Origin of the sequence: Oceanisphaera profunda (assembly GCF_002157895.1) — a bacterium.
Classification (GTDB): Bacteria; Pseudomonadota; Gammaproteobacteria; order Enterobacterales; family Aeromonadaceae; genus Oceanimonas; species Oceanimonas profunda.
Map to the genome: position 1 here is coordinate 2,300,227 of NZ_CP021377.1, position 19,338 is coordinate 2,319,564.

Annotated in this window: 19 protein-coding genes; 13 read left to right on the top strand and 6 right to left on the bottom strand. The window is 51.0% G+C overall.

Translation table 11 applies throughout. From position 1 onward, the window contains the following. Window positions 1-83: 83 nt before the first annotated feature. The 3 genes from CBP31_RS10115 to CBP31_RS10125 form a co-directional block, all read right to left on the bottom strand. Complete coding sequence (locus tag CBP31_RS10115) at window positions 84-1,589, bottom strand: NAD-dependent succinate-semialdehyde dehydrogenase (RefSeq protein ID WP_087036913.1); 1,506 nt, start codon at window positions 1,587-1,589, stop codon at window positions 84-86. A 388-nt stretch (window positions 1,590-1,977) separates the two neighbouring features. Further along, window positions 1,978-2,457, bottom strand: coding sequence for an Lrp/AsnC family transcriptional regulator (locus CBP31_RS10120; protein ID WP_087036915.1), 480 nt, complete (start codon window positions 2,455-2,457; stop codon window positions 1,978-1,980). A gap of 386 nt (window positions 2,458-2,843) precedes the next feature. Beyond that, entirely contained in the window at window positions 2,844-4,031 is a 1,188-nt protein-coding gene (locus CBP31_RS10125) for a M24 family metallopeptidase (RefSeq protein WP_087036917.1), read from the bottom strand. A gap of 579 nt (window positions 4,032-4,610) precedes the next feature. Between CBP31_RS10125 and CBP31_RS10130 the strand changes: the two genes are divergently transcribed. Continuing rightward, window positions 4,611-5,897 carry a dicarboxylate/amino acid:cation symporter gene (locus tag CBP31_RS10130; protein ID WP_087036919.1) on the top strand — a complete coding sequence of 429 codons (1,287 nt, stop codon included), beginning with the start codon at window positions 4,611-4,613 and terminating at the stop codon, window positions 5,895-5,897. Window positions 5,898-6,114: 217 nt separating this feature from the next. Here the strand turns inward: CBP31_RS10130 and CBP31_RS10135 are convergent, their stop codons facing one another. Together CBP31_RS10135 and ygfZ are read right to left on the bottom strand one after the other, a co-directional pair. Continuing rightward, window positions 6,115-6,552 carry a PACE efflux transporter gene (locus tag CBP31_RS10135; RefSeq protein WP_087036922.1) on the bottom strand — a complete coding sequence of 146 codons (438 nt, stop codon included), beginning with the start codon at window positions 6,550-6,552 and terminating at the stop codon, window positions 6,115-6,117. Window positions 6,553-6,696: 144 nt separating this feature from the next. Further along, window positions 6,697-7,602 carry a CAF17-like 4Fe-4S cluster assembly/insertion protein YgfZ gene (gene ygfZ, locus CBP31_RS10140; protein ID WP_087036924.1) on the bottom strand — a complete coding sequence of 302 codons (906 nt, stop codon included), beginning with the start codon at window positions 7,600-7,602 and terminating at the stop codon, window positions 6,697-6,699. Between the two features lie 124 nt (window positions 7,603-7,726). On the opposite strand from ygfZ, the gene CBP31_RS10145 reads away from it, so the two are divergent. Next, the gene (locus tag CBP31_RS10145; protein WP_087036926.1) at window positions 7,727-8,002 is read left to right on the top strand and encodes an FAD assembly factor SdhE; all 276 of its coding nucleotides are present in this window, start codon (window positions 7,727-7,729) and stop codon (window positions 8,000-8,002) included. Then, on the top strand, window positions 7,971-8,369 hold the full coding sequence (locus CBP31_RS10150) for a protein YgfX (protein WP_087036929.1): 399 nt from the start codon (window positions 7,971-7,973) through the stop codon (window positions 8,367-8,369). The genes CBP31_RS10145 and CBP31_RS10150 overlap by 32 nt, the downstream gene beginning before the upstream one ends. 191 nt (window positions 8,370-8,560) lie before the next feature. Here the strand turns inward: CBP31_RS10150 and nadB are convergent, their stop codons facing one another. Next, the gene (nadB, locus tag CBP31_RS10155) at window positions 8,561-10,201 is read right to left on the bottom strand and encodes an L-aspartate oxidase (RefSeq protein ID WP_087036931.1); all 1,641 of its coding nucleotides are present in this window, start codon (window positions 10,199-10,201) and stop codon (window positions 8,561-8,563) included. A gap of 341 nt (window positions 10,202-10,542) precedes the next feature. On the opposite strand from nadB, the gene rpoE reads away from it, so the two are divergent. The 10 genes from rpoE to pdxJ all read left to right on the top strand — a co-directional run bounded on the left by rpoE (window position 10,543) and on the right by pdxJ (window position 19,264). Next, complete coding sequence (gene rpoE / locus CBP31_RS10160; RefSeq protein ID WP_087036934.1) at window positions 10,543-11,121, top strand: RNA polymerase sigma factor RpoE; 579 nt, start codon at window positions 10,543-10,545, stop codon at window positions 11,119-11,121. Window positions 11,122-11,149: 28 nt separating this feature from the next. Then, entirely contained in the window at window positions 11,150-11,788 is a 639-nt protein-coding gene (locus CBP31_RS10165; protein ID WP_087038698.1) for a sigma-E factor negative regulatory protein, read from the top strand. 118 nt (window positions 11,789-11,906) lie between these two features. Then, window positions 11,907-12,881: a MucB/RseB C-terminal domain-containing protein gene (locus CBP31_RS10170; protein ID WP_227874997.1), complete on the top strand. Its 975-nt coding sequence runs from the start codon at window positions 11,907-11,909 to the stop codon at window positions 12,879-12,881. A gap of 46 nt (window positions 12,882-12,927) precedes the next feature. Next, a complete protein-coding gene (locus tag CBP31_RS10175; RefSeq protein WP_087036937.1) occupies window positions 12,928-13,386 on the top strand; it encodes a SoxR reducing system RseC family protein in 459 nt (152 codons plus the stop codon). A 154-nt stretch (window positions 13,387-13,540) separates the two neighbouring features. Continuing rightward, entirely contained in the window at window positions 13,541-15,337 is a 1,797-nt protein-coding gene (gene lepA / locus CBP31_RS10180; RefSeq protein WP_087036940.1) for a translation elongation factor 4, read from the top strand. A gap of 2 nt (window positions 15,338-15,339) precedes the next feature. Next, entirely contained in the window at window positions 15,340-16,254 is a 915-nt protein-coding gene (gene lepB / locus CBP31_RS10185; protein ID WP_087036944.1) for a signal peptidase I, read from the top strand. Next, entirely contained in the window at window positions 16,254-16,922 is a 669-nt protein-coding gene (gene rnc, locus CBP31_RS10190) for a ribonuclease III (RefSeq protein ID WP_087036946.1), read from the top strand. Before lepB ends, rnc begins: the two co-directional genes overlap by 1 nt. Next, window positions 16,919-17,824 (top strand): GTPase Era, encoded by a 906-nt coding sequence (era, locus tag CBP31_RS10195; RefSeq protein ID WP_087036948.1) that lies wholly within the window; start codon window positions 16,919-16,921, stop codon window positions 17,822-17,824. Before rnc ends, era begins: the two co-directional genes overlap by 4 nt. Continuing rightward, window positions 17,824-18,534: a DNA repair protein RecO gene (gene recO / locus CBP31_RS10200; RefSeq protein ID WP_087036950.1), complete on the top strand. Its 711-nt coding sequence runs from the start codon at window positions 17,824-17,826 to the stop codon at window positions 18,532-18,534. The genes era and recO overlap by 1 nt, the downstream gene beginning before the upstream one ends. Beyond that, window positions 18,527-19,264: a pyridoxine 5'-phosphate synthase gene (gene pdxJ / locus CBP31_RS10205; protein ID WP_087036952.1), complete on the top strand. Its 738-nt coding sequence runs from the start codon at window positions 18,527-18,529 to the stop codon at window positions 19,262-19,264. Before recO ends, pdxJ begins: the two co-directional genes overlap by 8 nt. Window positions 19,265-19,338 lie beyond the last annotated feature (74 nt).

Below are 19,338 nucleotides of genomic sequence, written 5' to 3' on the forward strand. Positions count from 1 at the left end.
CTCTTCGTCCGTGTTCTTCCGTGTATTCCGTGGCAGAAATAGATTTTGTCTTGGGTTAGTACTAAATGTTGCTCCTTCATCCTTCACCCAGTAAGTCCGCCTAAGCAGTAGTATTTAAGTTGGCTGTATTCATCGAAGCCGTGGCGGCTGCCTTCTCGGCCTAAGCCGGATTGTTTAACGCCACCAAAGGGAATGCCGTGGCCGGTCATTTTCACCGAGTTCACCGACACCATGCCAAACTCAAGGCCGCGTAATAATTGCCAAATGCTGCGAATATCGTGGCCGTATACATAAGCGGCGAGGCCGTATTCGGTGTCGTTGGCTTGAGTAATTAGGCTGGCAAGATCGTGGTAAGGCAGTACGCCGGCTACTGGGCAAAAATTTTCTTCGCGAAACACCTGCATCTGCGGCGTGATATCCGCTAATAACACCGGCATAAAGAAGTTAGCGCCCAGTGCATGGTCTTGGTTGCCGGCGATTAAGCGCGCACCTTTGGCCAGTGCGTCATCCACCAGTTCTTGAGCTTTATCGACCGCCTCACGAAAAATCAGCGGGCCCATGGTCACGTCATCATCAAAGCCATTACCGACCTTAATGTTTTCCATCTCGGCGGCGAAGGCCTGTAAAAACTCTTCATAATGAGCCTGTGGCACAAAGATACGGTTGGCGGCTAAGCAGTCTTGGCCGGCGGTTTGAAACTTAGCGGCGACGGCGGCCTTGGCGGCCTCTTTAATATCCATATCTGGCAACACAATAAAGGGCGCGTTGCCACCGAGTTCCATGGAGCATTTTTTTACGGTGCTGGCCGCTTGGGCGAGCAGAATTTTTCCCACACGAGTGGATCCCGTAAACGACAGGGCGCGCACATGTTCGGACTGGCACAGCACTTGGCCAATTTGGCTGCCTTTGCCGGTGACTACGTTATAAACGCCGGCCGGAAAGCCCGCGCGCTCGGCCAGCTCTGCCAAGGCGAGGGCGGAGAAGGGCGTTTCGCTGGCGGGCTTAATAAGGACGGTGCAACCCACTGCTAATGCTGCCGCGGCTTTGCGGGTGATCATGGCATGCGGAAAATTCCACGGTGTGATCAGTGCCGCCACGCCAATGGGTTCGCGAATAGTGGCCAGTTGAGCATTAGGAATATGGCTGGGAATGGTATCACCGTAAGCGCGGCGGGCTTCTTCCGCAAACCAGCGTACGAAAGAGGCGCCGTAATCTATTTCGCCACGTGCGTCATTGAGTGACTTGCCTTGCTCCAGCACCATCAGGCGCGCCAAGTCTTCTTTGTTTTCTAAAATAAGATCGTGCCAGCGCAGTAAGATGGCGGCGCGTTCGTCCGCCATTAAATCGCGCCACGGTCCAAAAGCCGCTTGTGCACCATTAATGGCCTGTTCAATTTGGCTAGGCTCAAGCTGAGTGCAGTGGCCAATCACATCTTCGGTGGCAGGATTAAGCACATCGATATCATGAGGGCCATGCACCCATTTGCCGTTGATATAGGCCAGCTCGCGCACTAAGCGAGCATCGTTTAAATACGGCATGATGGCGTCGGTCACTTTGCTGGTGATCACGGCTTGCAGTTGTGGACTCATAGGCGCACCTCTAATCGTGAGATAGCGAGTGGCGGCTCGCTCTGTGGTGATGCGTTAAGTTTAGGGGCTGGGCGTTAAGTTACTTTTTGTAAGCTGGGGTAAAAATGCAGGATTCTTCTGTTTGTGAGCGGGGAAGTTGGTGTTTTTTCTGCTGTAGAAATAAGGGGATATGTTTGTCTTCTGCCTTTTCCTTTATCAAGAATATTTGGCACGGTTTAGTGGTTTGATTTTTTCGCCGTCTTCCTGACGAAAGTCAGGATCTTGTCTTTGGGTTTTAAATTATCCTGCTGCGCAGGACCGCCGAATACTCTTTGTTAAAATAGGGCGGCTACAAAATACGGTGTTTCTATATTGGCTTGGCGCTTGGTGCTTGGCGCCGGGCGCTGCTTCACAGCAACCCCGGCGCATCTTGAATGCTGACGCTGGTGGTGTGTTTGATGGTTTTGGTGACTATGTAGGTAAAGTATTTGTCGATGCCAAGCTCGGAGTCTAGCCAGTGATCCATCAGGCGTTGGTATTGATCTATGCCGTCACAGAGCACGCGCAGTATGTAATCAACGCCGCCGCCGGTGGCGTAACAGTCAACCACTTGCTCGGAGGCGAGCATGGCTTGTTCGAAGCGCTGCATGCTGCTGGCACTGTGACTATTTAGGCTAATTTCTACCAATACAGTGGTGTGTTTACTTAATACTTGGCCATTAATACGCGCGCCGTAGCCCTCGATAATACCCGCCTTTTCGAGGCGTTTAACGCGCTCCCAGCAGGGGCTAACCGAGAGGTTAATGGCTTGGGCTAAGTCAGTTTTAGTGATGCGGCCTTGCTGCTGCAAAATTTGTAAGATTTGAATGTCGTATCTGTCTAAGCGCATAGCCTGGCTGACTCCTGTACCCATTTAAGCAAAATCTTTAAGAGATTTAAGAAATTTTTCGCAACGGAAGCACACCCTATTTATTTATGAGAGCCACAGAAAAACAGTGATCAAATCTGAAAAATATTTAATGGTTAAAACCAAGACCTCTGTAGGGGCGCTCTGGTTTATAAAAAGTATTCGCACAAAAACCATAGCACGGCTCCAAACGGTCCAATAAATTGGACCCTACAAGAAATGGTGATTCTGTAGCCGCTTGGTCTTTGCTCTTACCTATCGGATGAACTAGCCCTTTTCGACCTTATCTCAGCTTAATTTTTCCGCGTCTTCCGTGGGTTCCGTTGCAAAATATTTATCTTTAACTTACAGCTTACTTCTTCACGCACTTACTTCTTAACAAAAAGGCGCCGTGGGTATTGGCTAAGGGTTTCGGCGCCGGTGTCGGTGATCACGATACTTTCTGTGGTCTCCATGCCCCAGTCATCTAGCCAGAGGCCGGGCATAAAGTGAAAGGTCATGCCGGCTTTTAATATGGTTTGGTCGGTATTACGCAGGCTCATGGTGCGCTCGCCCCAGTCGGGCGGATAACTCAAGCCGATGGGGTAACCGCAGCGGGCACCGTCGCGATTAAAGCCGTATTTAGCCAGCTTCGCATTAAGCGCATCGGCAATGTCGGCACAGCGATTGCCGGGTTTAGCGGCGGCCAGTCCTGCCTCAAGGCCGGCATTCAATGCCTCGTTGGCGCGTAAAAAATTAGAGGTGGGTTTGCCTAAATAGATAGTGCGCGATAACACACAGTGATATCGACGATGACAACCGGCCAGCTCTAAGAAAGTGCCCTCATTATTATTAAAAGGCCGCTCATCCCAGGTGAGATGCGGGGCGGCGGCGTCTTCACCCGAGGGCAGCATGGGCACTATGGCCGGATAATCCCCGTAGTGTCCTTCATGGCCTTTTAAGGCGACCCGAGATATTTCGGCCACCAGTAAGTTTTTGGGTAAGCCTGGCTCTATCATATCGAACGCTGCTTGGTGCATGTTTTCGACGATGCGCGCGGCAATGCGCATATAGCTAAGCTCGGTTTCTGACTTAATGGCGCGACACCAATTAACGAGGCCGGTGGCGTCCACTAGCTGGGCGTTGGGCAAGTTGGCACGCAGTGAAAAGTATGCTTTAGGGCTGAAATAGTAATTATCCATCTCCACGCCCACCTTGCCATAAGCCCAAGCTCTTGGCTTAAGCTCTTGGTTGGCCAAATATTCCATGGCATGCAAGGACGGGTTCATCACGTAGTGATCCGGATACCAGGTAATATTTTCTTCGCGTAGATATACGGTGCGCTTCGCCCCATTGGCGTCCATGTGTCGGCCAAACCAAATAGGCTGACCCACCGGACCCACCACCACCACTTGCGGCGTATAAAAAGACCAACCGTCGTAGCCGGTTAGCCAAGCCATGTTGGAAGGATCATGCACGATCAGCGTTTGAATGTTCTTGCGCTCCATGGAGGCTCTGACCTTGCTTAGGCGCTGCTGATATTCCTTGCGGGAAAAGTTCGGTGTTGAATGCTGCATATGCGGTCTCGCTGCCAGTGTTGGTGTGGGTTGCTGCGTGGGTCGTGGCTGTCTGCCGGACCAGACACAGGACTTATCCCTGCTCCTCTTTATTTGCATCGATTCGATGTTATGAATGTGGCTACGGGTGTAACTATGAATGTAACTAAACCTATAACTATGAGTGTTACTACAGATGTAGTTATGGTGACTGATGGTTTGAGTCGTTATTGCTGATGTTGCGGCTGATTAATATGCCAGTCTGAGTCTTCATTTGAGCATAGCAATGAACTGAGTCTCTGCTGGCTGATGGTGACTAGGGAATTATGTGGTGTCTTTGGGTGCAGTAAGGTTAAGCCGCTGGTAGCGGCGTTAGGATGTGAATAAAAGTCTCCAAATTGCTCCCAAGCCGCGAAAAACAATCGTCGGCAAGCTAAGGTTTTGTGATTTTGATCACGAACTCAGGAAGGGTGGTGTAAGTTTGGTTGCTGAGCTGTTCTTTAAATGTAAAATCCTGCCACTAGCAAAATCGCCAGCTTACTTCACTGCTTGAGTGGAAAGTGGCAGAGGAATTGCTTAGACCTTATTGAGGAAGAAAAAATGCAGGGCTCACTCTCAACTCGTATCTTCGCTGGCCTAATAGTGGGCTTAGTGATCGGTAGCATGATCCAATATTTATTTGCCGATGTGTCGTTATTAAGCAACAGCTTAGTGGACTTAGCCGAAGGGCTGGGTGGCATGTTTGTGTCCTTGATTAAGCTGATGGTCGTGCCTTTGGTGTATATCTCCATTGTGACCGGCATTTGTGAGCTGCGCGATATCGCCAGTTTCGGCCGTTTAGGCAGCAAGACTTTCGGCCTGTATATCGTGAATACTATCTTGTCGATCATCGCCGCCATTGGCGTGGGCATGATTTTTCAGCCTGGCATGGGTGCAACTTTGCCCAACGGTGCTTCTAAGACCATGGAGTTAGCGACCACAGAAACCCCAGACATTGGCGCTATGTTGGTGGGTATAGTGCCCAGTAATCCGGTACAAGCGTTTGCCTCCGGCGACATGCTGCAGATTATCTTTATGGCCATTATTACCGGCTTAGCTATTCAAGCCATGGGTGCGGCCGCCGCCCCAGCGATGCGTACTTTCCGCGTCGCTAATGAAGTAATGATGAAGCTGGTAGGCTTGGTGATGACGCTGGCGCCTTACGGCGTGTTTGCGCTGATGATAAGCCTAGGCGCGACGCTGGAGGCTAATACACTGATGTCGGTAGCCGGTTACGTGGGCTTAGTGGTGTTGGTATTAACCTTTTGGATTTTGGTGGTCTACCCAATGGCGGTGTGGCTGAGCACGGGTGTTAAACCTAAGGTATTTCGCCAAGCGACCCGCGAGCAGCTGCTGTTTGCACTGTCTACCGCCAGCTCTAACGCCACTATTCCGGTCACCATGCGTACCTTAACTGACAAGCTGGGCGTATCTAAAGCCATTGCCGGTTTTGGTGTGCCGCTGGGTGCCACTATCAATATGTCGGGCTCGGCCATTTACATTACGCTGGCCGCCATGTTCGCCGCTAATATTTCGGGTACGCCAATCCCGACCGGTGATTTGATCACAGTGGGCGTCACCGTATTGTTAATGTCGGTGGGCGTAGGTGGTGTGCCGGGTGGTGCTGTGGTGATGGCCGGTGTATTGCTGCACCAAATGGGCCTGCCGATTGAAGCCATGGCCATTATTATGGCGGTAGACCGTATCAACGATATGTTCTGTACTGCGTCTAATGTAGTGGGCGACACGGCGGTAAACACCATAGTAGCCAAGATGGAAGGCAACCCTGAGCCTATTACCGCAGAAGAGCGCTTCGCTGAATTGCCAGTGGATGAGAAAAGCTCTTAAGCAATCATAAACTGCGAAATTAAGGTGTTTTCAACACTCAGATGTTTTCAACATAATAACGGCCCAACTCAGGGCCGTTTTTTATTTACAGTGAAGGGTGGAACGTAAGGGGTGAGGCGTTAAAGAAAACCTTAAGGCTGTATGGCTATCCCTTATCTGCAAGCTTGGATGTTGTCCTCTTCACTCTTCATACATTCCAACCTCACTAACGCTCTTTTCAAGTTTGCTGCGCTTGCGGCAAGTTATCGGGAATTGGAAACACCTTGTCGTAAATCAAGTTGTAAACAAAGGCGTAGCACAGATAAAACGCGGACATAGCCATGCCCATGGTGAAGGCTTCCCAGATAGTTATCTCTAAATACCAAGCAATCATGGGTAAAAAGAAGACCAATAAGCCGCCTTCAAAAAGACCAGCATGCAGCACGCGGATCAAAGTAGTTTTATGCACGTTATTACGAATTTTTACCATGGCATGGTCAAACAACAGGTTATAAATGTAATTCCATACGGTGGCGATTATGGATCCCACCACCGCCATCAGGCCCATTTCAAACATGTTGTAGCCGAATACCAGCATGGCGAAGGGGGTAAAAATAAGTAGGCCGATAAATTCAAAGCCTAAGGTATGACGAATACGATCCAGCGTATTACGCATGAAGACTCCTCTATGATGGCTGCGTTCACGCATTTTTGGCTGTGAACACAGGCATAATTAATGACCACATCAGCTAAACCGAGTGCAAAGCCGTGCTGCACTCGGTTGATGGTGGTTTGTGTATCTGGGTTTAGCTAATGCGGCTTAGTCTACCAGATTGTAGGGCAGGGCTTGCAGGCTGAGGCGGCTGTCGTCTTGGCCTTTGATGCGCAATACGGCATCGGGATCAAGATTGTTATTTAGTACCGACGTTAAGATGCACTGCTCGCCGTCTTGATAAACACTGAGCACGGTGCCAGCCCGGCGCCAGTTTTCACCCAGCTGCAATTCTAAATCTTGATTGGCGCTAATGGGAGCGGCGGCGTGGCCTGATAATACAAACATGGCCTTTTTATTGGCGCCCCGATACTTAGCGCGGGCCACGGTTTCTTGGCCCAAGTAGCAGCCTTTGGTAAAACTAATGCCGTTCAAGGCCTGTAAATTTAGCATCTGCGGAATATATTCCCCTTGATGCTCGGCCTGCATATCTGGCAGGCCCGCTTGGATCATTAAGCCACGCCAATCGGATTCATTGCCCAGTGGCAATTCGGGAGGCGGGGTGCCTGCAGGCAGCAACAACAGCGCATGCTCGGCCGCTACCGGAATAACTACGCCGCCTTGTAAGAGATTGTCGGAGCCATCAAGCTGCTGATCTAACCAGTAAGATACGCCTTCACCGGCTAAACCAAATACTTGCCACTGCTCAGTGACTGCCTCAACGTCGGTTTTAGCAAACACCGCGAATTTTTTTAGCTCCGGCAATTGGCGCTCCAATAAAGAAGCGTTTAATACCAATAACAGCTCTTCGCCGAGATTCGCCAACCAAAAGCTGGCCCATAAGCGGCCTTTGCTGTCACAGTGACCGCCTAGGCTGGCGTCACCCGCATTGAGTAAGTCTACGTCACAGGTAACTTGGCCCTGCAGGTACTTGGCGCGGTCGGCACCGGTTAAGCTGATCACGGCTCGGTCGGTCAGCGGATACAGGACGGGAGAAGAAGAAAGAGTCAACATGGGCGCTCCCCTTAAAGGTTATCAATTAGTTAAGTGTGACCGCCATGGTAAAGATGGCCAACACATTTGTCAGTAGTCATAGGAGCTTATACTATGAGTTTTGTTTTATCTTTTGGAAACAATCATGCTCAAGACCTCGCTCAATGCTTCAAATAAGCCCCGTTTAAGATGGGCGTGCCGCCGTGGCATGCTGGAATTGGATGTGATTTTAGGCCCCTTTGTGGAGCACGAATATGATGGGCTCAACGAGGCGGAACAACAAATATTTGAACGCTTATTAGAAAGTGATGATCCAGACTTATTCGCTTGGTTAATGAGGCATCAACAAGCTCAAGTGCCTGAGTTTCAAGCCATGGTGGAATTCATTCTTGAACGTAACCAGATTCGAAATCAGCGCTAAGCCCTCGCTGTATCACCTGTATTATTTGTTAGCGGCAGCCAGCTTATGGTGGCTGCCCGCCAGTTTTTTGTTACGTGCCGATATACTGCCTTGGTTTACCACTGTGTGGTTATTGGTGTGCGGGTTACTTTATTATCGCAGCCGCGCTTATGCGCTAACCGGCGAATACAACCAGGGTGTGATTAGCTTAAATGAATGCAGCGGCCGATTATCCCACCACAGCCGGGTAGGCCCCGGCTTTTTAGTGTTGATGCTGGACGAACAACGCCTGCCGGCCTTTTGGCTGTTTCAAGATGCGCTACCCGAACCCGTATATCGACGGCTGACGCAATTAATACTGCAAGCAGAGCCCCCCAGAAAACTGTGAGCCGATAAGCGTAAGCTGTGAGGCGAAAGACACCGAATCTTTAAACTTGGTGTCTTTTGTATTGGCCGTCTTCCTGATGTAAATCAGGTTCTCGCTTTTTGGTTTTAGTACCCAAGAACGAGATACCGGGGCAAGCCCGGTACGATGGCCACAACAAACTTACGGCGTAAGGCGTAAAACGGACCGCTTTGTTACGGCTCTAAAATCGTTGGCTTAGGGTTAGGCAGTTTCTCAGGGTAATCCAAGGTGTAATGCAGGCCGCGGGATTCTTTGCGCGCCGTGGCGGAACGTACGATAAGCTCGGCTACTTGGGCGAGATTGCGCAGCTCCAGCAGGTTATTACTGACCCTAAAATTGGCGTAATACTCTTGAATTTCTTGCTGTAATAATTCTATGCGCCGTTTGGCGCGCTCCAAGCGTTTGTCGGAGCGCACTATGCCTACGTAATCCCACATAAATAACCGCAACTCATGCCAGTTATGGTGGATTACCACTTCTTCATCTGAGTCAGCCACTTGGCTTTCATCCCACAGCGGTAAGATAGGCGGCTCGGGCGTGGTCGCCAGCTTGGCTAACATGTCTTCGCCGGCAGCGCGGGCAAACACGATGCACTCCAACAAGGAGTTAGAGGCCATGCGATTAGCCCCGTGCAGGCCGGTGTAAGACACTTCACCGATGGCATATAAACCCGGAATGTCAGTTTGGCTGTGCTCATCCACCATAACGCCACCGCACGTATAATGAGCGGCGGGCACCACTGGCATGGGTTGGCGGGTAATGTCGATACCCACTTTTAAGCAACGCTCATAAATAGTGGGGAAGTGCTTAAGGATAAAATCCGCCGGCTGATGGCTAATATCCAAATACATGCACTCGGCGCCAAGGCGTTTCATTTCGTGATCGATGGCGCGCGCCACTATGTCACGGGGGGCTAATTCGCCTCGTGAGTCATAATCTGGCATAAAGCGACTGCCATCTGGGCGTTTAAGCAGCGCCCCTTCACCGCGCAACGCTTCGGTAAGCAAAAAGTTGTTATCATCGGGATGAAACAAACTGGTGGGATGAAATTGATTAAATTCCATATTGGCCACTCGACAGCCAGCGCGCCATGCCATGGCAATGCCGTCGCCAGAGCTGACATCAGGGTTTGAGGTATATTGATAAACCTTAGAGGCGCCACCGGTGGCCATGGCCACGAAGCGGGCGCGAATGGTTTCTACTCGTTCTTTATTGCGGTTCCAAACATAGGCGCCCAACACGCGATTGCCTGTTTGCTCTGTTTCTTGAGCGGGTTGGCCAGTGTCGCTCGCGGTAGGCTCTAGTTTGGCGCTGGTAATTAAGTCGAGCGCGTTAACCCGTTCGAGAATATGAATGTTAGGATGTTGGCGTACGCGCTCGTTTAGCGTGAGCTGCACTGCTTTACCGGTAGCATCGGCGGCATGAAAGATACGTCTGTGGCTGTGGCCGCCTTCGCGAGTAAGGTGATACGCCGCCTTGCCTTGTACCGAGGGCTCGGTATCGAAGGGCACGCCCTGATTAATCAGCCATTGAATGGCGCCCGGGGCTTGGCGAGCGGTATATTCGACCACGGCCTCGTCACATAAGCCGGCGCCGGCAATCAGAGTATCGGCCACATGAGATTCTATGCTATCGGTGGCATCGAACACGGCGGCAATGCCACCTTGAGCGTAGAGGGTCGAGCCTTCTGCGAGCGGTCCTTTGCTGAGTAAGTGCACTTGGGCGTGATCGGCCAGTTTTAATGCCAGTGAGAGTCCGGCGGCGCCACTACCAATAATGAGCACGTCGCAGAGGTATTCAACAGGATCCTTCATAAGTATCATTGACCCACTGTGGATAATTTTTCTATGTTATCGCAAGCGAGCAGTCGGCGCAGCCAGAATCACCGTTCTTCACTGAGTGGAGGGGCTGCTGGTTTGTCACGGTCGCTTTTGCCGTTGCAGAGGGTGGCCTTATACAAGGCAAAGCTTAAGTAATGCAGTTATTCTAGATAAAATAAGCGCTAACGCCGTAAAATGCGCTTAGCACCATCACCATTGCACAGCGAATGGTGAACAGACACTGAACTTTTCCTCGCATCCGTAGTCAATAAAGGTGCGCTTATTACGAGCCGATGGTTTTTAGCATCGGACTATTCGGAGGTTACGCGGCTCCCATGAGCGATCAATTTACAGATCAGCAGCTGGTTGAACGGGTGCAGCGTGGTGACAAGAACGCCTACGGCTTACTGGTTAAAAAATATCAGCATAAAGTGGCGAACCTAGTGTCGCGTTACGTGTCCAACTCAGGTGATGTGCCGGATGTGACGCAAGAAGCATTTATTAAAGCATATCGGGCTTTGTCCGGATTTAGAGGCGACAGTGCTTTTTATACTTGGTTGTATCGCATTGCGGTGAACACGGCAAAAAACTACTTAGTGGCGCAAAAACGACGCCCACCCAGTAGCGATGTTGAAGTAGAAGACGCAGAGTATTATGACGGTGGCAATGGCCTAAGAGACCAAGCGTCACCGGAACGACTCATGTTATCGGAAGAGATTAAGCGGGCCGTTTTTGACACCATAGATGCACTGCCCGAAGATCTTAAAACAGCGATAACCTTGCGAGAGCTGGAAGGGATGAGCTATGAAGACATTGCCAGCGTGATGGACTGTCCTGTAGGCACGGTTCGCTCTCGAATATTTAGAGCACGCGAAGCAATCGACAAGCGAGTCCAGCCATTACTTCAGGGTTGAACGGAGAATAACTGTTATGGCAAACGACATGGCAAACCATGAAGCCACCAATGCTGCAAACAAGGCGGCAAACAAAGAGCAAATCTCGGCTTTGGTTGACGGTGAGCTTCAAGACAAAGTTTTGCTGGAGCAATTGAGCAGCGAACCTGCATCGGCAGACACTTTTGCGCGTTATCATCTTTATGGTGATGCCTTGCGTAACGACTTGCCGACGCATTTGCATCTGGATATGAGTGATAACATCTTGGCGGCGTTAGCCGATGAAGCACCGCATTCAGTGAGTACTATTAGCACTGAAGGTCATAAGGGCGTGCAGCGCAGTGCCAATGACCAGTATCAAGACACGTCAGAGCAAGCCGTTGCGAGCAATGTGGTGCGAGGCCGCTTTGGTCGCTTAGCGCCAGCCCTGCGTTATGCTGGCCAGTTTGCGATTGCTGCATCTGTATCGGCGGCGTTAATTGTGGGCGTGCAGCAATACAGTCAGCAAGACATGCAATCGCCGGTGCTCAATACCATACCCCTGAGTGGCAGCGCGACGCCTGTGAGCCTGAACTATCGAGCTCAGTCGCAGCAGCCTACTAATGAGCAAGCATTATTAGAGCAGCAACGACGTATTCATGAATTATTGATGGATCATGAGTTGCAGCAGCGGTTGCGCCAACACTAGTGCCAACGTAAACCAGCGGTTGTGTCTCACCTAACAACCGCGTCAAAATCTGCGTCTGCGCCACACCTAGTAGCTGCTTCATAAAAATTCAACTTCATCAAAATTAAAGGTAAACAGTTTGAAAAAACAGGGGCTGAGTGCCGTTATCCTGATATTTGCATGGGTTTTCCCCGGTCTGGTAATGGCCGAAGATGGCTCGGCGCCCAGCTTGTTGCAGCGCATGCAGCAGGCTTATCAACAACTTAATTTTGAGCTCACGCTAATTGAGTTTAGCCAAGGTGAACTTGAGCCTAAGCGACTGACTCGGGGCCATCTTGACGGCCAAGTGTTTACCCACCTCACTCATCTCAATGGCCGGCCCCGAGAATTTGTGCAGCGCGGCGACGAAACCAGTTTCTTTGATGCCAGCCACAGTGGCTACACCCTGAAAAACTCCAACCTGCCTGGTCTTTTTTATCGACTACAACAAATGTCGCTCGACTCCTTATTGGCTAAATATGATGCGGTGTCAGCAGGGCGCAGCCGAGTATTAGGCAGAGTGGCGCAAGTAGTGCGCTTGGTGCCTAAATCAGCGGATTATTACGGCTATGTGTTGTGGTTGGATCAAGAAACCGGCTTGTTGGTGAAATTGGATACCTTGAGTGAAGATGCTCAAGTGGTCGAACAAAGTATGGGCGTTGCACTTAAGGTCAGCGATATGCCGAGCCCGTTAATTAAAGAATTAAAAGCCGCTAATTTGCCTGCTGTAGTGTCTGTATCCGACGTGTATCCGGCACCGCAACAGCAGCTGCCTTGGCGTTTTGGCTGGTTGCCCGCGGGCTTTGAGCTGCGCTCACAAGATAAACATAAGTTGCCCATTACCGAGCAAGCGGTGGATTATGTGATGCTTTCAAACAGCTTGGTGGATGTGTCTGTGTATCTGTCTCAAGCCAAAGCGCAAACGGAAGTGAAACAGCAATTAGTGCGCCAAGGTGCGACCCACCTACTGAATGTTACCTCGCCTGCAGGGGCAGATATTACCGTGGTGGGCGCGGTTCCTGTTGAAACGGCCCGCCAAATTGCAGAGTCTATTACCCGGGTTGAAACGCCTTAATGGTTTTACTGCCACATCAACTTACAAGCAGAGCTAAGGACCGCGCATGATTGAAGAAATAGCGACCGTCTCTGCGGTGTATGACGGCCAAGTAGAAGTGGTGTGTTTTAGTAAGTCGGCCTGTGGCCAGTGCAAGCAAAACAGTAATTGCGGTACCGGTATCGTCTCTAAAGCCTTGCCTAGTCGCGACCATAGATTTGTGATTGCCACTGACTTAGCCCTAACGGTGAATCAACAAGTGCGGATTGGCATTCCTGATCACAGCTTGTTGCGCAGCGTGTTTTTAGTGTATTTATTCCCGCTGTTATTAGTGCTAGCTGGCGCCTTGCTGGCCAGCATAGGTTTGGGCATGGGCGATGGCGGCACTATTTTGGGGGCGGCTATCGGCGGCACGCTTGGCTTCGTGCTGGCCTCCCGTTGGAGTGGGCAGTTAGCGACTGAGCCGGTGATCCTCGCCGCCTTGCTGCCCATGACAAACGTTGCCTACGAGGCCGAAAACTCCTGACACTGTTGTTTATACGGCATAAGCCTGACTCTAATGAGGCTTGGCACTGCCTCGTCGCCAGCTAATATTGACTAAGGATTGGCCTCGGTAATGCTAATCCAGTAGAATCCTGCCTTTACCCTTGCTTTTCAGACTACGGACTCCTTATCTCATCATGAAGCACATTCGTAACTTTTCCGTCATCGCTCATATAGACCACGGCAAGTCCACCCTGTCCGATCGTTTGATCCAGGTGTGTGGGGGTTTGTCAGACCGAGAAATGCAACAGCAAGTGCTCGATTCCATGGATTTAGAGCGCGAGCGCGGCATTACTATTAAAGCGCAAAGTGTGACCCTCAACTACCAGGCCGACGACGGCGAAACATACCAGCTGAACTTTATCGATACGCCGGGGCACGTCGACTTCTCTTATGAAGTTTCTCGTTCTTTGGCCGCCTGTGAAGGGGCTTTGCTGGTGGTTGACGCAGGTCAGGGTGTTGAGGCACAGACTTTGGCTAACTGCTACACAGCACTGGATATGGACTTAGAAGTGGTGCCAATCTTGAACAAGATTGACTTGCCACAAGCTGAGCCTGAGCGAGTGGCAGCCGAAATTGAAGACATAGTCGGCATAGTGGCCATGGACGCGGTGCGCTGCTCCGCTAAAACCGGTGTGGGCATGGATGAAGTACTGGAGCGTATCGTCAGCCAGATCCCGCCACCAGAAGGTGACCCTGATGGCCCGCTGCAGGCGCTGATCATCGATTCTTGGTTTGACGCCTATCTGGGCGTGGTCTCTTTGGTGCGGGTGAAGCACGGTAAGCTGAAGAAGCACGACAAAATCAAAGTCATGAGCACCGGCCAAGTGTGGGGTGTGGATCGCATTGGTATCTTTACCCCCAAACAAACTGACACCGAGGGCTTAGGCTGCGGCGAAGTGGGCTGGGTAGTATGCGGCATTAAAGAAATTCACGGCGCACCTGTGGGCGATACGCTCACTCACGCCAAGCACGGCGCTGAGTCGGCATTACCGGGCTTTCAGAAAGTGAAACCACAGGTATATGCGGGCTTGTTCCCCATTTCTGCCGATGACTATGAAGCTTTCCGTGATGCGTTGGATAAGCTCTCGCTCAACGATGCCTCTTTGTTCTACGAGCCAGAAACCTCTAACGCCTTAGGCTTTGGTTTCCGTTGTGGTTTCCTAGGCTTGTTGCACATGGAAATCATCCAAGAGCGCTTAGAGCGCGAATACGACTTAGACTTGATTACCACGGCACCGACCGTAGTGTATGAAATCGTTAAAACCGACGGCGAAATCATTTATGTTTCTAGCCCGTCTAATATGCCGGCGCTGAATAACATCGAAGAGCTGCGTGAGCCGATTGCCGAGTGTAATATTCTGGTGCCACAAGAATACTTAGGCAACGTGATCACCTTGTGTATCGAGAAACGCGGTATGCAAAAGAACATGGTTTATCACGGCAAGCAGGTGGCATTAAGCTACGATATTCCGATGGCGGAAGTGGTATTGGATTTCTTCGACCGTTTGAAGTCCTGCAGCCGCGGTTATGCGTCTTTGGATTACGGTTTTAGCCGTTTTGAAACCGCCGACATGGTGCGTTTGGATATTATGATCAACGGTGATCGCGTCGATGCCTTAGCCGTGATTACCCACAAAGCCAATGCCGTTTATCGTGGTCGTCAGCTGGTAGATAAGATGCGTGAGCTTATTCCGCGTCAGATGTTTGATATTGCCATTCAAGCCTCAATTGGCAGCCAGATCATTTCGCGCAGTACCGTTAAAGCCTTACGTAAAGACGTAACCGCTAAGTGTTATGGCGGCGACGTTAGCCGTAAGAAAAAGCTGCTATCTAAGCAGAAAGAAGGTAAAAAACGCATGAAGTCATTGGGCCGGGTAGATATCCCCCAAGATGCCTTCTTAGCGATTCTTCACGTCGGTAAGGATAAGTAAGTATGGCGAGCAACTTTGCCTTAATTTTAGTGCTGGTCACGTTGGTGACTGGCATTATTTGGGCCTGTGATAAATGGATGTGGGCTCCGGCCCGTGCGCGCAAAATAGCCGCAGCCCAAGTGGCCCACGGCAACAAAGTGGATGAAGCAGCGTTAGCGCGTGCCGCCAAAATACCGGGTTGGATTGAGCAAGCTCGCTCAATTTTCCCAGTGATTGCGGCGGTATTGATCTTGCGCTCCTTTATTTATGAGCCGTTTCAAATACCGTCTGGCTCCATGATGCCGACTTTGCTGGTGGGTGATTTTATTTTGGTAGAAAAATTTGCCTACGGCTTAAAAGAGCCGGTGGGCAATACCACCTTAATTGCTACCGGCCAGCCTAAGCGCGGCGATGTCGTGGTGTTTAAATACCCCGAAGACACCCGTGTCGATTATATCAAACGCGTAGTTGGCTTACCGGGTGACCGAGTGGTTTACCAAGATAAGCAGCTGTTTATCAAACCGGCTTGTGAGGGCACTGATTGTCCTGATTTTGCCCCAGTGGCGTTGACCCCTGGGCAAGCGGGCGAGTTTTCACAAATGGGCACAGCATTAGAGCGCTTTAGTGAAAACTTAACCGAGCGCGGCCACGATATTTTGCGCAACCCCATACAGCCAGACCGGGTATCGCTCTATTATGGCCAGCCCAATACGGCTCAGAACGAGTGGCTAGTCCCGGCCGGACATTATTTTACCTTGGGTGATAACAGAGACAACAGTACCGATAGCCGTTTTTGGGGCTTTGTACCCGAAGAAAACCTCGTCGGTAAAGCTGTCGCCATCTGGATAAGCTTTGAATTTGAACGCAATGCAGACAGCTGGTTACCCGCTTGGGTGCCCAGTAATGTCCGTTTTAGCCGCATAGGCGCTATTCATTAATGAAAAATTTGCACATTTTAGAAAAGAAAATAGGTTACACCTTTAATGACCAAGCCATGTTGGTACGGGCGTTAACGCACCGTAGCGCTGGTTCGCGCCATAATGAACGCTTAGAGTTTTTGGGTGATTCACTGCTGAGCATGGTGATTGCCGATGCATTGTTCCATCGTTTTCCTCGGGTTAACGAAGGCGATATGTCGCGGATGCGCGCTACGCTGGTGCGAGAGAAAACCTTGGCCGAGCTGGCGCGCGAGTTTGAGCTGGGCGAGTATTTAATCTTAGGCCCAGGCGAGCTGAAGAGCGGTGGTTTTCGCCGTGAGTCGATTTTGGCCGATGCGGTAGAAGCTATTATAGGTGCCGTGTATCTGGATGCCAATATCGAGCAGATGCAAACCATGATGCTGGGCTGGTATGAAGACCGCCTTAATGCGATTCAACCGGGTATCGATCAAAAAGATCCTAAAACCCGCCTGCAAGAACTGTTGCAGGGTAAGCGCAAACCCTTGCCTACCTATACGGTGGAGCAAGTGATTGGTGAAGCTCACAACCAAAAATTTACCGTGCATTGCCAGATTGAAGGCATGGCACAACCTGTGATTGGCATTGGTACCAGTCGTCGCAAGGCCGAACAATCAGCGGCCGAACATGCTTTGGAAGTCTTGCTATGACAGCACAAGAACAAACTTATTGCGGTTTTATCGCCATTGTCGGTCGCCCCAACGTGGGTAAATCAACGCTGCTGAATCAGCTGTTAGGGCAAAAGATCAGCATCACCTCGCGTAAGCCACAAACGACGCGCCACCGCATTATGGGCATCGACACCGAGGGCGCTTATCAGGCTATCTATGTGGATACCCCAGGTTTGCACATCGAAGAAAAGCGCACCATTAACCGCTTAATGAACCGCGCCGCATCCAGCTCTTTGGGCGATGTGGAGATGGCGGTATTTATGGTTGAAGGCACTAAGTGGACACCGGATGATGAGATGGTGCTGAACAAGCTGCGCCGCTTGGAATGCCCGGTGGTGTTGGCGGTGAATAAAATTGATAACGTTGAGACCAGAGAAGAGCTGTTGCCGCACCTGCAATGGCTGGCCACTAAGATGGACTTCGCCGATATCGTGCCTATGTCTGCGGAGAAGGGCACTAACGTTGATGTGATTGCCAAGCTTGCTCGCGCTCGCTTAAAGCCGTCACCCCATCATTTCCCCGAAGATTACATCACGGATAGATCGTCACGCTTTATGGCGGCGGAAATTATCCGTGAAAAGATCATGCGCTTTATGGGTGAGGAATTACCTTACTCTGTGACCGTAGAAATCGAAACCTATGAGGTGAACGACAAGGGCGTGGTCTGCATTAACGGCTTGATCTTGGTGGAGCGCACGGGTCAAAAACGCATGGTGATCGGCAACAAAGGTGCAAAACTAAAAGTGATTGGCACCGAGGCGCGCCTAGATCTGGAACGATTGCTGGAGCAAAAAGTGTTCCTCGAGCTGTGGGTTAAGGTTAAATCCGGTTGGGCCGATGACGAACGAGCACTGCGTAGTTTGGGGTACGGTGACGATTGATGAAGGGGCAGGCGGCGTTCGTTATTCACAGTCGCCCCTACCGAGAAACCAGTCAGCTGGTCGAGGTATTCACCCAAGAGCAGGGGCGCCAAAGCTTAATCGCTAAAGGCAGCCGGCAACCCCGCTCGCCACTCAAAGGGCTGTTACAGCCCTTTGTGCCCTTAAGTTTGACCTTTGGCGGCAAAGGCGAGCTGAAAACCTTATTTAAAGTGGAATCCACGGCACCAGCCATTCGCCTGATCAGTACCGCCTTATACAGCGGCTTGTATCTCAACGAGCTGATTTATTACCTGCTAGAAGCCCATACCCCCTTTGACGAAGTGTTTGAGGCTTATCAAAGCACCTTGCACAAGTTAGCGGCGGGTGAGAGCCTTGAGCCTTGCTTGCGCCACTTTGAGTTTTATATGCTCAATGTCTTGGGCTATGGCGTGGACTTTACCGTCGATGCTCAAACAGGAGAAGCGGTAGAGGCCAATGCTTGGTATCAATATCAACCGGAAGCGGGCTTTAGCCGTTTATTAAAGCCACAACCCGGCGCCTATGCGGGCGCACACCTAACTGCCTTGGCGGAGTTAGATTTTAGCACCGCCGAGGTACTGCAAGCCGCCAAACACTTTAGTCGCCAAGCGTTGGCCCCCTACTTAGCGGGCCGACCTTTGCGCAGTCGTGCGCTGTTTATCAAAGGAAAGAGAGGAAGTCGCAGTGAGTGAATTATATTTAGGCGTTAATATCGATCACATTGCTACCTTGCGCAATGCGCGGGGCACCAGCTATCCGGATCCTGTGTATGCGGCCACGCTGGCTGAGCTTGCCGGTGCCGACGGTATTACCGTGCACCTGCGTGAAGACCGCCGCCATATTATTGACCGCGATGTGGAAATATTAAGTGACACTATCCAAACGCGGATGAATTTGGAAATGGCGGTCACCGACGAAATGCTCGATATCGCTTGTCGTATTAAGCCCGCCTTCGTCTGCCTTGTGCCAGAGAAGCGCGAAGAAGTGACCACCGAAGGTGGCTTAGATGTGGCCGGCCAGCTAGATAAAGTGACCGCCGCGGTGCAACGCTTGAGCAAAGCCGGCATTAAGGTGTCGCTGTTTATTGATGCCGAGCATAACCAAATTGACGCCGCCGTGGCCACCGGTGCGCCCTTTATTGAAATTCACACCGGTCATTACGCCAATGCGGTGAGCGAAGAAGAGCAAGCGGCAGATGTGCAGCGCATTGCCGCCGCCGCCACTTATGCGCACAAAGCGGGCTTAAAGGTAAATGCCGGTCACGGCCTGCATTACCACAATGTGAAACCCATTGCCGCCATCCCTGAGATGCATGAGCTGAACATTGGCCACGCCATTATCGCCCGCGCCGCCTTTGATGGCCTAGAAAAAGCCATCCGCGACATGAAGCGTTTAATGCAAGAAGCAAGACAGGGGATTTAATCTCCAAGCGCCCAGCACCAAGCTAAAAAATCTTAAACCACATATGTAAGCTTGAATCCGTACGATAAAAAAAC

Excerpts from the sequence above, each read along its gene's own strand:
- CBP31_RS10115 (WP_087036913.1), bottom strand. The coding sequence starts at position 1,589 with ATGAGTCCACAACTGCAAGCCGTGATCACCAGCAAAGTGACCGACGCC.
- CBP31_RS10120 (WP_087036915.1), bottom strand. The coding sequence starts at position 2,457 with ATGCGCTTAGACAGATACGACATTCAAATCTTACAAATTTTGCAGCAG.
- CBP31_RS10125 (WP_087036917.1), bottom strand. The coding sequence starts at position 4,031 with ATGCAGCATTCAACACCGAACTTTTCCCGCAAGGAATATCAGCAGCGC.
- CBP31_RS10130 (WP_087036919.1), top strand. The coding sequence starts at position 4,611 with ATGCAGGGCTCACTCTCAACTCGTATCTTCGCTGGCCTAATAGTGGGC.
- CBP31_RS10135 (WP_087036922.1), bottom strand. The coding sequence starts at position 6,552 with ATGCGTAATACGCTGGATCGTATTCGTCATACCTTAGGCTTTGAATTT.
- ygfZ (WP_087036924.1), bottom strand. The coding sequence starts at position 7,602 with ATGTTGACTCTTTCTTCTTCTCCCGTCCTGTATCCGCTGACCGACCGA.
- CBP31_RS10145 (WP_087036926.1), top strand. The coding sequence starts at position 7,727 with ATGCTCAAGACCTCGCTCAATGCTTCAAATAAGCCCCGTTTAAGATGG.
- nadB (WP_087036931.1), bottom strand. The coding sequence starts at position 10,201 with ATGAAGGATCCTGTTGAATACCTCTGCGACGTGCTCATTATTGGTAGT.
- rpoE (WP_087036934.1), top strand. The coding sequence starts at position 10,543 with ATGAGCGATCAATTTACAGATCAGCAGCTGGTTGAACGGGTGCAGCGT.
- CBP31_RS10165 (WP_087038698.1), top strand. The coding sequence starts at position 11,150 with ATGGCAAACCATGAAGCCACCAATGCTGCAAACAAGGCGGCAAACAAA.
- CBP31_RS10175 (WP_087036937.1), top strand. The coding sequence starts at position 12,928 with ATGATTGAAGAAATAGCGACCGTCTCTGCGGTGTATGACGGCCAAGTA.
- lepA (WP_087036940.1), top strand. The coding sequence starts at position 13,541 with ATGAAGCACATTCGTAACTTTTCCGTCATCGCTCATATAGACCACGGC.
- lepB (WP_087036944.1), top strand. The coding sequence starts at position 15,340 with ATGGCGAGCAACTTTGCCTTAATTTTAGTGCTGGTCACGTTGGTGACT.
- rnc (WP_087036946.1), top strand. The coding sequence starts at position 16,254 with ATGAAAAATTTGCACATTTTAGAAAAGAAAATAGGTTACACCTTTAAT.
- era (WP_087036948.1), top strand. The coding sequence starts at position 16,919 with ATGACAGCACAAGAACAAACTTATTGCGGTTTTATCGCCATTGTCGGT.
- recO (WP_087036950.1), top strand. The coding sequence starts at position 17,824 with ATGAAGGGGCAGGCGGCGTTCGTTATTCACAGTCGCCCCTACCGAGAA.